The sequence below is a fragment of the Phocaeicola sp. ICN-14070 genome, assembly GCF_037892625.1.
Lineage (GTDB): Bacteria > Bacteroidota > Bacteroidia > Bacteroidales > Bacteroidaceae > Phocaeicola > Phocaeicola plebeius.
The window spans coordinates 75,491-87,813 of sequence record NZ_JBBKBF010000008.1 but is presented as its reverse complement, the minus strand read 5'-3'; the positions used below and the strand labels follow the sequence as shown (position 1 = coordinate 87,813).

Here is a 12,323-nt window from a genome sequence, read left to right as displayed (position 1 = left end):
ATATAGTTTAGTTATTCAGTTTCAACATTTCTTCAATATAGTCACGGCTGTTGCTCAGGCGCGGCACTTTGTGCTGGCCACCCAGCTTTCCTTTCTGCTTCAGCCAGTCATGGAACAATCCGGCGCGAGCCGTAATTACTTCCAGACGCTGTAAGGTAATATCCTTATGCCGTTTTGCCTCATAGTCTGAGTTAATTTCCTGTAAAGAAGTATCAAGCACCTGTGCAAACTTCTCCAGCGAATCCGGCATCACGCTGAATTCTATCAGCCACTGGTGACGACACTTGGCATTGGCATCCATAAAGACAGGAGCTGCCGTATATTCCAGTACCTGTGCACCGGTTTCCTTGCAGGCTCTTTCCAGTCCTTTTTCTGCATTATCTACCATCAGTTCCTCACCGAAAGCATTGATAAAGTGCTTGGTACGACCGGAGATAATAAACTTGTATGGGTCTTTCTGTGTGAATTTCACCGTATCCCCAATGATATATCTCCACAAACCGCAGGAGGTACTGATTACTACCGCATAGTTACGTCCTACTTCCACGCCCCACAAAGGTACAATCGTAGGATTCGGCTTATCGATTTCCTCCAAAGGAATAAACTCATAGAACACGTCATAGTCAATCATTAGCAACATGGCCGGATCGTGCAAATCGCTTTGCAGGCCAAAGAAGCCTTCACTGGCATTATACGTTTCCATGTAATGCATCTTGTCTGTAGGAATAAGCTGCTTGTACTGTTCACGATAAGGTGTGAAGCATACTCCTCCATGGAAGAAGACCTCCAGATTAGGCCATACCTCATTCAAATACTTGGCTCCCGTTTTTTCCAGTACGCGGTTCAACACGGCCAGCATCCAGGAAGGAACTCCCGAGATGTTGGTCACATTCTGATGAATCGTGGTACTGGCAATACGTTCTACCTTCTCTTCAAACTCACTCAACAGGGCAATCTCTTTCTTCGGCACCCGAATCAGGTTCACCAGCGGACTGATATTCTGAATCAGGATGGCCGACAAATCGCCCACCAAGCTATCCTTCACGTTATAGTTCGGACTATGGCTTCCTCCCAATATCAAGCCCTTTCCCGAAAAGAAACGGCTTTCAGGATTTTCACGAAGATACAATGCAACCGCATCTATTCCTCCTCGATAATGAATCTCCTTCAATCCGTCGGGACTGACAGGAATAAACTTACTTTTATCATTAGTGGTTCCAGATGATTTGGCATACCAGATGACCTTCCCTGGCCAAAGCACATTTCTTTCACCGTGACGCATACGGTCTACATATCCCTTCACATCCTCGTACGTCTGTATCGGAACACGCTGAAAATCCGTATAATCCTGGATATGATTATAATCATACCGCATACCCCACTCTGTAGCGGAAGCTTTATGTATCAGTTTTCGGAATACACGAGCCTGAATTTCTTCGGCCTTTGTCCCATAAAGGTCGATTTCCTTCTGTCGGGGGACAAATATTTTTCCTATTAACTTGGTTGAATTCATTGGTTTCTAAATTTCAAATCCTTATATGTGATGCTTGCAAAGGTAGATTTTTTCTGCCTAATTCAGCAGAGAGGAACATTATTTTTTCCTCCTTCATGACAAATATACAGTTTTTTCTTACCTTTACCACACAATCTATTAATACAGCAAAACATGAAGATAGGAATCTTGACTTCAGGAGGCGACTGTCCGGGAATCAATGCCACCATTCGAGGGGTATGCAAGACAGCCATCAACCATTACGGGATGGAGGTTTATGGAATTCATAGTGGTTTTCGGGGACTGCTGGACAATGACATTGTTCCGCTGGATGAAAGCTCACTGACAGGACTTCTCAATTTGGGAGGAACCATCCTTGGTACTTCACGCGAAAAACCGTTCAAAAGAAAAGCGGGTGCCGTATCAGAGAACAAACCTGCCATCATGCTTCAGACCATCCGCGAACGCGGCCTGGACTGCATCGTGTGCATCGGAGGAAACGGTACGCAGAAAACAGCAGCGAAACTGGCCGAAGCGGGAGTAAATGTGGTAAGCATTCCCAAAACCATCGACAATGACGTGTGGGGAACCGACGTTTCTTTTGGTTTCGATTCGGCCGTAACGATAGCCACCGATGCCATTGACCGCCTGCATTCCACTGCCAGTGCCCACCAGCGTGTCATGGTCATTGAAGTCATGGGCCACAAGGCGGGATGGATTGCCCTTCACTCCGGTATGGCAGGAGGAGGCGACATTATCCTGCTTCCTGAAATTCCTTTCGACATTCACCGTATCGGCGACGCCATCATCAACCGCCTGAAAAAAGGAAAACCTTACTCCATCGTAGTGGTAGCAGAAGGCATTCCTACTACCGGAGGAAAAAAGGCTGCACAATACATTGCCGAGGAAATAGAATATGAAACCGGATTTGAGACCCGTGAAACTGTATTGGGATACATCCAACGCGGAGGAAGTCCTACTGCCTACGACCGCAACCTGGCTACCCGTATGGGAGGGCATGCCACCGAACTGATTGCCCAAGGAATGTTTGGCCGGATGGTAGCACTGAAAGGTAATACCATTGAGTCTGTTCCACTGAGTGAAGTGGCCAGCAAGCTGAAACTGGTTACGGAAGACCACGACCTGGTGGTTCAAGGCCGACGGATGGGTATCTGTTTCGGATAAATATACAGTTTATACACATAAAATCATTGCTGAAAAAACGTCCTTGCGCTTGGAGGAAAACACCTTTACGTTTGACCTTAAACGCAAGGACGTTTTGTGTAAAACGCTTCGACGTTTTAGTTCAAACGCACTTGCGTTTTTTTACTGTCTTTCCACACTCCTATAAACCACTGATTTCCAGTACAAAACACCTTACCCATCCCAGATTATTTTTTTTATTTTTCATTTATTAATAAAAAATATTTCTTTCATATGCCACATTACTATATTTTTGCAAAAAGCAGAAAACAGAAAACCAAGAATCAATACTAACTGAAAACATATAATCAAAAGATTAATCATTTAACCTTATAACCTGAAAATCACAAGAGATAAAGACCGAATAACCTTATTACAGCCTTACTACTGTTTTTTTACCTTGAAACCTCTTCCACAAGAGCTTAATACCTAAATTTAATAACCTTAATTTTACTGACATGCAACAAGGAAAAACGAACAAGTTTACAAAAAAACTTGGACTGGCATTATGTATGCTACCTCTTTCCTCCTGGGCTGTGTCCAGTGCCACACTCGATGCAAGCCCCCTTCCAGCAGTTTCCTTTCATGAAACCAAAGACATCGAGGCTACTGCACAAAGTCCCAGAAAACGAACCATCACCGGTACCATTACCGATGCTTCGGACGGAACACCTATCATCGGAGCCAACATCGTATTGAAAGGAAAAAGCACCGGTGTCATTTCCGACCTGGATGGTAATTATTCTATCGAAGCTACCAGCAAAGACATCCTGGTGGTCAGCTTCATCGGTTATAAAACCCGTGAGATTTCCGTGGCCGACCTCGGCGTCATCAACGTGAAACTACAGTCGGACAATGAAATGCTGGACGAAGTTGTAGTAGTCGGTGCCGGTACGCAGAAAAAAGTCAGTGTCACTGGTTCTATCACCAGTGTAAAAGGTTCATCCCTTGTCACTCCTACTTCTTCTTTGACCAATGCCCTCGCCGGTAAGTTGGCAGGTGTCATCGCCAAGACTTCCAGCGGTGCGCCGGGACAGGCCGCCGAATTCTACATCCGTGGTATCGGTACCTTCGGTGGAAGAGCAACCCCGCTGATTATGTTAGACGATGTAGAAATCTCAGCTGCCGACCTGAACAGCATTCCGGCAGAAACCATTGAAAGCTTTTCTATTCTGAAAGATGCTTCTGCTACCGCGATTTATGGTGCCCGTGGTGCCAACGGTGTAATGTTGATTACGACCAAATCCGGACGTGAAAATGAACGTACACAGATTAACGTGACTGTAGAAAACGCTTTCAATGTCATGACCAACTTCCCCGACTTCGTGGACGGTGCTACCTGGATGACAATGTACAACGAAGCACAGGTAACCCGCACTCCGGGCATCACTCCGAAATATACTCAGGAACAAATAGAAAATACCCGTCTGGGTACAAACCCTTACATGTATCCCAGCGTAAAATGGAATGATGTAATTTTCAAGAACATGGCCATGAGCCAGCGTGCCAACATCAACGTGCAGGGCGGTGGTTCCAGAGCAACTTACTATATGAGTATCCAGGCTAATCACGATTCCGGATTGCTGAACACCCGAAAGGTATACTCCTATAACAACAACATCAACAACTGGAGTTACAACTTCCAGAACAACATCAAATATAAGTTAACCTCTACCACGACCGTAGACCTGAGAATGAATGCGCAGATACGAAACAATCAGGGTCCCAACTACAATACATCCGACTTGTTCAATATGGCCCTGACCACCAATCCTATCAAATTCCCTGTCACGTTCCCGGCTCAGGAAGGCGATACGCACATACGGTTCGGTAATGCCATTCTGAGTGGTAACAACTTACGCACCAATCCGTACGCCTACATGCTCTCTTCTTACAAACAAACTCAGGAAAACACCTTGAACACCTCATTAAAGGTAAGCCAGCAGCTTGATTTCATCACCAAGGGACTGAGCGCTACGGCATTGGTAAACTTCAAAAACTGGTCGTCCAACTGGTATAACCGCACCATTGAGCCCTACTACTACCGAATTAAAGACGGAAGTTTCAATCCTTCCACAGGAGAATATACACTGGAAAGATTAGGCACAAGCGGAACAGACTATATCGCACAGTCGGACATCACGAAAGCCGGAGACAACACATTCTTCCTGCAATTTACCCTCGACTATCAGCGTCGTTTCGGAAAACACAACGTAGGGGGTATGCTGCTCTATATGCAACGTGAATACCGGAATGCCGTGTTACCCAACCGCAACCAGGGATTCTCCGGGCGCTTCACCTACGACTTCGACCAGCGTTATCTGGCTGAAATCAACTTCGGTTACAACGGAACCGAGCGTCTGGCAAAAGGCGACCGCTTTGAATTCTTCCCGGCCATCTCTCTGGGATGGGTGGTTTCCAACGAGAAATTCTTCGCTCCCCTCAGCAAGGTCATATCGTCTTTGAAGCTGAGAGGTTCCTACGGTCTGGTAGGTAGCGACGAAACCGGTCCTCAAGGCTCACCTCACTTCTTGTACATCGACCAAGTAAATGTCATTGGCCAGAATCGCCCGGGAGCCACCTTTGGAGAAGACCTGAATGTCACCAAATACGGTCCTGTGGTCACTCAGTATGCCGTGCAAAACGCCGGATGGGAACGTGTGAAAAAACTGGACGTCGGTTTCGACATGGAACTGTTCCGCAGCTTGAGCCTGACCTTCGACTTCTTCTACGACAAACGTTACAACATCCTGCTGCACCGCGAAGCATGGCCACAATCGTTAGGATACGACTCCGCCAAACCCTGGAGCAACAAAGGAAAGGTAGACAACTGGGGATATGAACTGAGCATGAACTATCGCAAGCAGTTCAACAAAGACCTGGCTGTAGATTTCCAAGGAAACTTTACCTACACCCAAAACAAATACGTAGACTACGATGAGCCGCTCTATCCATATACATGGCAGACCGTGACCGGCAAACCTTTGAGCCACCAGACCGGTTACATTGCGGAAGGACTCTTCCAAAGCCAGGAAGAAATAGACAACAGCCCGACACAGAACTTAGGAAGTACCGCAATGGTGGGCGACGTGAAATACCGCGACGTGAACGGTGACGGCATCATCAATACGGAAGATAAGGTCATGATTTCAGAATACGGTAACATGCCGCGCATTCAGTACGGACTTGGCATGAACATCGACTACAAAGGTTTCAACTTCGGCGTGTTCTTCAACGGTTCAGCCATGCGTACACTCATGATCAGTGGAATTACTCCGTTTGGACAAAATGACTACAACGTCATGCAGTTCATTGCCAATGATTACTGGACAGAAGCCAACCCGAACCCCAATGCGGCTTATCCACGCCTGGGATTGACTGATGCACAGACAGCCAACAACACCCAGCCCAGTACCTACTGGATGAGAAACGGTAACTTCATCCGCTTCAAGACATTGGAAATAGGCTACCGTTTCAAGCATGCCCGCGTGTACTTCAGCGGGAACAACCTGTTCGTATTCAGCCCGTTCAAATTATGGGATCCCGAACTGGCATGGAACAGTTATCCTTTACAGAGAACGTTTAATATCGGATTACAGTTAACATTCTAAAAATCTAATTACGATGAAGACTTTAAAAAATATAGGAAAAATAGCCTTGCTTTCACTGGCTTTATGTGGAGGAACCACCTCATGTAATTACCTGGATGTGGTACCGCCCGAACAAGCTTCTTTACCGGATGCGACCAAAGATTCGGAATCAACCCTCGGATTCCTGTTCTCCTGCTACGGAGGTATAAGAAATCCTTTCGACTATCAAACGGTAGAAGCCGGTGCCGATGAATATGTGCTTCCTCCATTGTGGAACACCGGTTCACAGAAAATAACCTGGGACCTGAACCTTCCGACGAACATTGCCGACGGATGGAGCTGGGGCAGCAACTATCGGTTTATCGGACAGTGCCTGCTTTTCCTCCAGCAATTACCTCATGCAAGAGGAGTGACTGATGAGCAGAAAAGAGCCTGGGCTGCTGAAGCGAACTTCCTGCTGGCTTACTACCACATGGTTACACTGGTTGCCTACGGTCCATGCCCCATTACCGATACATACATTGATCAGGCCACTCCTGAATCAGAATACAACGGACGTATGCACTTCGACTATGTAAAAGACTGGATTTGCCAGAAATTCGATGAAGTATGCGAAGACGGACAGCTCCCGGCTACCCGCACCGGAGACGAATGGGGAAGAGCCACTTCTGTCATGGCCAAGGCCCTGAAAGCACGCCTGCTCGTCTATGCAGCTTCTCCATTGTTCAATGGAAGCTTCCCCTACAAAGACTGGGAGAACACAAATTTTGAGACTCCGGGATATGGAAAAGAACTCATCAGCCTAAAATATGACCGCAAGAAATGGGAAGTTGCCAAGGCTGCCTGCCAGGAAGCCATTACTGCTGCAGAAGCAGCCGGCCACAAACTGTTCAGTCTGGAAGATGCACAGTCACTATACCAGCAGGCCGGACTCCCTCTCCCGTTTGTTCCTTTCAAAAGCGCAGAAGGCGGAACGGCCGACAAGGACAAAGAGTTCATGGAACGCGTACAGCTGATGCGATACGTGGTGACCACACGCTATAAAGAAGGTAACCGTGAAACCATCTGGGGACTGGCTAATCAGGGAACCATGATTATCGGTTCTCTTCCACATCGTGTCATCAAGAACAATCAGGGAACCTGGAAATCCGGATATTCGGGTGTATCGCCCACGCTAAATACAGTGGAGCGTTTCTACACCGAGAACGGAGTACCTATTGAAAAAGACAATCAGTTCTACCCGCAATCGGAATGGTACCAGAGCGCAGGGGTAACCGACCGCAGTGACATTATCAAGCTGAACACCCGCCGTGAGCCTCGCTTCTATGCCTGGATTGCTTTTGACGGCGGCGACATGGGAAGCCGTATTTATGGCGGACAACCTTTGAAACTGGAAATGCGCAATTCGGAACTTCACGGCTACAATCCGTCCTTGTTTAACCGCGACAACTGCGTGACCGGATATCTGTCGCAGAAGTTCATTGAGCCTACCTTTGCATGGACAGCCAGCGCAGAAGAAAAGCAGGACAAGCCGAGACCTCTTATCCGTATGGCAGAGTTGTACCTGAATCTGGCAGAATGCTACGCCGCCCTGGATGAAGTTCCCCAAGCATTAGCGCAGTTGAACATCGTTCGCAAACGTGCCGGTATCAGAGAACTTACCACCAGTGACGTGACAGACGACATGCCGATTATGAAATGGGTACAGAACGAACGTTTCGTTGAGCTGTGGGGAGAAGGACACCGCTACTATGACATACGCCGCTGGATGATTGCTCCAGAATATATGTCGGCAGGCGTACGCCGGGGCCTCAACGCCATGAGCAAGCTTGATCCTTCTTTCGAAGAATTCAACACCCCGGTAGTAATCAGTCAGGACTTCAAATGGACTAACCGAATGTATTTCCTTCCTGTTTTTGAAAATGAAGTTTACAAGAATCCACAACTCATTCAAGCACCAGGTTATTAAATAAGTATCTAATATGAAATTACACCATATATTTGGGGCTGCATGTGTCTTAGGAGGCACATTGGCCCTATCCAGCTGCGAAAAATATGACGAACTGTTCCCTGCGCAATACCATTGCGTATTGAACATCAAGGATGCAGGCATCCGTAACACAGAATTATATACTACCGAGGCAGAAGGAACCACTCCGGTTTCCATCATGAAAACCGGAAGCAAGGGGGATGTACCCGCCAACGGAACACTTGTCCCGATGGCCGCAGAAGCTTTCCAGGCCTATTGCACCAACAACGCGCTGAAATATGCTTATCTGCCTGCAGAATATTATTCACTTCCCAATGAGGAACTGCAATTTTCCGCACAGGAACGCTACAAAATAATAAACGTTGTGCTGAAAACAAGAGAAATCTCGAAACTGCAGGAGAGCAATCACGGACAGAAATATGCCTTGCCCTTGCTGCTCCACGGAAACGGAGCTTCCGTACACGACAGCCTGCTCATCATTGCCCCTGACATCAAGGCTCCTTCACTCGAACTGACCAGTGCCGGATTCGTAAGTGCCGTCCAGTTCACTTCCAAGGGAGAAGCCAAACAGACCCATACGGTGGAACTGGCCCTGCCCACTCCAAACGCTTGGGGATTGAAATGCAGCGTCACTTGCAACGATGAAGCGATAGAGGCTTTCCAGAAATACAATGCACAGAACGGCAACCGTTACCAGCAACTTCCGGCAAACGCATACACCCTGCCCGACAATGGCGTGGTAACTTTTGCCGAAGCGGCCACTACCGCCACCATGGAAGTCACTTTCAACCGGGATGCCATGCAAATGGGAGAATATATCCTTCCTCTTACCATTTCCAATCCTAACGTGGAAGGCATGGAAATCAAAGCCTCTCAGAAAACCGTCCTGTTGGGAGTTTCTTACTCTCCAGACAAGCTGGTGCTGAAGGCAGACCAGTTTAAGACCAACTCCATTGCCGACGGCGACGGAACAGGACTTACCGGTCTGATTGACGGACTCGGAGCCGGCCTGCATTTCCACTCCAACTGGGGTACACCAGTGACAAATGCCACTTACGGCAACTACATTGATGTGACACTGACTGCTCCTATCCAATCCATCAAGCTGGACTACTGGACCCGCTTTGAAAACGGAAATGCGGCCCCGACCCACATCAAGCTGTTTACCAGCGTAGACGGTAATGACTGGACTGAACTGGGAGAGATTAAAAGCGGACTTCCTACAGGTGCAAACCAGCAGTATTCCTCTCCTATCTATCATGCAGCCAACCCATTCTCTCATTTCCGTTTCGCCGTGCTGACAAGTACCGCAGGCTCCATGACCAGTGGAGGAGGCTCTTGGTTCAACTTGGGAGAGCTCACACTGTACGGTAATTAATTCTTTACACATTCACTCAAAGAAAGAGGAAGGAGAACCAACCTATACTCCTTCCTCTTTTAACTACCCCAACCCTTATCACCATGAAAAAGAAATTATTTTTCGCGTCTTTCACGATGCTGTTGCTCCTGATACTTTCTTCCTCGGGATGTAAAGAGAAAGAAAATCTCAAAGACCGTATCTTTTCCATTGAGGAGGCAGACATGAACCAGGAATTCGGAAGTACTCCGGAAAATAAAATCATCCTTATCAAAACCAATCTGTCACTGAACGACTGGAAAGCCGAAAGTGAAGCCAACTGGCTTTTCCTGTCTACCCAAGAAGATGCTTCGCAGGGAGCAAGCCTCAAAATTTCTGCTACGGCCAACACCTCTGGGGAGCGTAGAACAGCGGTGGTCAAGCTTCTGTCTCCCGTACAGAACTATATCCTCAACGTGACCCAATATGGCTCGTCCGATATCGTCCTCAGCGAAGACATCAAAGTGCAGCCTTCTGGAGGAAAAGCCAGCGAATTCCAGCCAGGACAAGGTATTGAAAATACCTGGGATGGCAAATTCTCGGCTGATGGGGCCAACCCTTATCATTCAGTTTGGGGACAGTCGGCCAATTTCCCGGTCACACTGGAGTATTATTTCCAGGGAGGTGCCGATATTGACTACCTGATTTATTACACTCGTGCCGGAAATGGAAATTTTGGGGAACTCGACCTGCTGATTGCTACAGATGAAGGACATTCCAACTGGACAAAATATGGCACATACAATTTCCGTATGCAGAATGCTCCTTCAAAGATTTCTTTCAAGACTACCCAAAAAGTAACCGGTATCAAGTTTGAAGTGAAATCGGGTGCAGGCAACTTCGTAAGCTGCGATGAAATGGAGTTCTACCGCTATAATCAGGAAAACACATTGGAAAATACCTTGCTCACCGTCTTCAGTGACGTTACTTGCAGTGCGCTGAAAGAAGGAGTTACCGACGAACAAATCAATGCGCTTCCCGATTATTTTGTCCGTCTGGCCAAAGCATTACAGAATAATACGTACGACCCACACGAAAAGGAATTCCGTATCCGGGAATATGCTCCTTATAGTATTCCGGAAGAATGGGCTACTAAATTAATGACCAAGAAATACAGTAACCTGGACAACCCGACTGGCATCTCGGTTCAGCAAGGAGATGAAATCATCGTACTGGTAGGCGACACTCACGGACAGCAAATATCGCTACAAAGCATCTGGGAAAGCGGAGAAGAATATAAACAGACCAACGTGAGCGGTGAAGTGTATTTCTTATCTCCGGGCATCAACAAACTGACCATGCGCAAAGAAGGCCAACTGTTTGTGATGTACAACACCGACCTGACCTCTCCCGATGCCCAGCCCGTTAAAATCCATATCCCAATGGGAAGCGGAAAAGTCACCGGATTCTTCGACCTGAAAGAACATAAGACCGATGAGAAATATGCGGAATTACTGAAAAAAGCAACGCATAAATATTTCTGCGTACGTGGCGAACGTATCATGTTCTATTTCCACACAGCCAAGATGCAGGAGTTTGTGCCCAACCAGATACTATCGGCCATCAACTTATGGGATGACATTATCGGATGGGAACAAGAGCTGATGGGTATTGAAGATGTACGTCCTTCACAAGTCAACAACCATATTTTTGCCATCTCGCCGGAAGGAAGTTACATGTGGGCTACAGACTATTGCATCGGCTTCGTATACACCTACCTGAACAATATCCTGCTGAAAGAAAATGTAATGGCCAACAAGGACAATGCCTGGGGCCCCGCACATGAAATAGGCCACATCCATCAGGCTGCTATCAACTGGCCGGGCAGTACGGAATCATCGAACAATCTGTTCTCTAACTACATTCTGTACAAACTGGGGAAATATTGCTCCAGAGGAAGTGAACTGAATGATTTGGCAGATTCCCGTTTCGTACGCAAAAAAGCGTGGTATAATATGGGAGATGCCACCCATCAGGGAGAAGACACAGAAATACACATGCGCATGAACTGGCAGCTGTGGAATTACTACCATCGTTGCGGACACAATCCTAAGTTCTGGCAGACATTATTCAAATTGCTGCGTGAAGACCGGATTACCGAGAGTGACCCAGGAGGTGCACAACTCAAATTTGCCATGAAAGCCAGTGAAGCTGCCGGAGAAGATTTGACTGACTTCTTCGATTTATGGGGTTTCTTTATCCCAGGAGAAGACACGATTGAACAGTACGGTACCTGGAAATATAAGGTAACGGAAGAAATGATTCAGGAAGCCAAGACTTTCATGAAAAAATTCCCGAAACCCAAACATGCTTTCCAGTATATTGAAGACCGTAAGGCGGGAGATACCGGACTCGACACGAAACCTTCGGACACCGGATATTACACACAGTTTGAAGGAGAGGTAAAAGCCGTCAGTCCGAACATATCCTATACAGTTTCCGGACGGAAATATACCGTTGAGAATGGAGAAAATGCCGTAGCATTTGAATTACGTAAAAACAGTGCAGAAGGAGAACTGGTATACTTCTTCAACATGTTCAGCTATGATATCCCAGCAGGAGTGGAACTGGGAAATGCCAAACTTTACGCCGTACAGGCAGACGGGAAACGCATTGAAATTCCTGTGAAAAAATAACACAGATATACTACAA

6 protein-coding genes are annotated in these 12,323 nt (G+C 47.0%); 5 read left to right on the top strand and 1 reads right to left on the bottom strand.

Annotated elements, in window-relative coordinates:
• Positions 1-7 precede the first annotated feature (7 nt).
• Positions 8-1,513: a GH3 auxin-responsive promoter family protein gene (locus tag WKT20_RS04240; RefSeq protein ID WP_118242337.1), complete on the bottom strand. Its 1,506-nt coding sequence runs from the start codon at positions 1,511-1,513 to the stop codon at positions 8-10.
• 153 nt (positions 1,514-1,666) lie between these two features.
• Here WKT20_RS04240 and WKT20_RS04235 point away from each other — a divergent pair, with 153 nt between their 5' ends.
• From WKT20_RS04235 to WKT20_RS04215, 5 genes are all read left to right on the top strand, one after another.
• Complete coding sequence (locus WKT20_RS04235; protein ID WP_340416888.1) at positions 1,667-2,677, top strand: ATP-dependent 6-phosphofructokinase; 1,011 nt, start codon at positions 1,667-1,669, stop codon at positions 2,675-2,677.
• 476 nt (positions 2,678-3,153) lie between these two features.
• Positions 3,154-6,306: a SusC/RagA family TonB-linked outer membrane protein gene (locus tag WKT20_RS04230; RefSeq protein WP_340416887.1), complete on the top strand. Its 3,153-nt coding sequence runs from the start codon at positions 3,154-3,156 to the stop codon at positions 6,304-6,306.
• 13 nt (positions 6,307-6,319) lie between these two features.
• Complete coding sequence (locus WKT20_RS04225; RefSeq protein WP_340416886.1) at positions 6,320-8,254, top strand: RagB/SusD family nutrient uptake outer membrane protein; 1,935 nt, start codon at positions 6,320-6,322, stop codon at positions 8,252-8,254.
• A 13-nt stretch (positions 8,255-8,267) separates the two neighbouring features.
• Positions 8,268-9,653: a DUF1735 domain-containing protein gene (locus WKT20_RS04220; protein ID WP_118165525.1), complete on the top strand. Its 1,386-nt coding sequence runs from the start codon at positions 8,268-8,270 to the stop codon at positions 9,651-9,653.
• An 83-nt stretch (positions 9,654-9,736) separates the two neighbouring features.
• A complete protein-coding gene (locus WKT20_RS04215) occupies positions 9,737-12,307 on the top strand; it encodes a M60 family metallopeptidase (RefSeq protein WP_118165523.1) in 2,571 nt (856 codons plus the stop codon).
• Positions 12,308-12,323 lie beyond the last annotated feature (16 nt).